The organism is Prevotella pallens ATCC 700821, assembly GCF_000220255.1.
Classification (GTDB): Bacteria; Bacteroidota; Bacteroidia; order Bacteroidales; family Bacteroidaceae; genus Prevotella; species Prevotella pallens.
In genome coordinates, this window is record NZ_GL982541.1 from 1 (window position 1) to 705 (window position 705).

1 protein-coding gene is annotated in these 705 nt (G+C 38.2%); it reads left to right on the top strand.

The genetic code is table 11. The features are described from left to right. Positions 1-705, top strand: a 705-nt coding sequence (locus HMPREF9144_RS13165) for a DEAD/DEAH box helicase family protein (protein ID WP_003067990.1), incomplete at both ends; no start/stop codon positions are given.

The window sequence follows — 705 nt, forward strand, 5'->3', positions numbered from 1 at the left end:
GGGGATCTGGTGATTTCTATCAATTGCCACCTGTGGATAATTCTGGTCAGCCGAAATTCTGCTTTTTGGCTAAAAGTTGGAATAAGGTTATCGAAAACACCGTGGTGTTGAAGCAAGTTTTCAGACAAAAGGGAGATAATGAGTTTATTGATATGTTGAACAATGTGCGTGTTGGGAACTTGAATTATGAAACCATTGAAGCGTTCCAAAAATTGGATCGACAAATCAACTACACTGACGGAATAGAACCAACACAGTTGTACCCAACTTTAAAAGAAGTTCTGATGGCGAATCAAGCAAAATTAAACAGTTTACCAGGGAAAGTATACACTTTCCAAGCCAAAGATCCAGAAAACCCTTTTCTCGTCAGTATGCTTGATAATAATCTTATGGTGGATAAAGTTCTTCATTTAAAAACGGGGGCCCAAGTCATGTGTGTCAAAAATTTCACTGATGAATTGGTCAATGGTACCTTAGGTACCGTTTTATTTATGGCTACCCGTAAACTTTATATGAAGTTTTTGGAACAATATGTGTATATTGATGCGGAAGACCAGGCGGCGCTTGCTGAAATGAGGTTCGTATGTAATAGAATCGGCAAATCTGGTGGTTTTACCGATCAAGAGAAAGCATTTTTCGACAATATTCCATTGCAACGACAAAGTTTCATTCAATCATGTTGTCATCTAGCTAGTCAAGAATTCG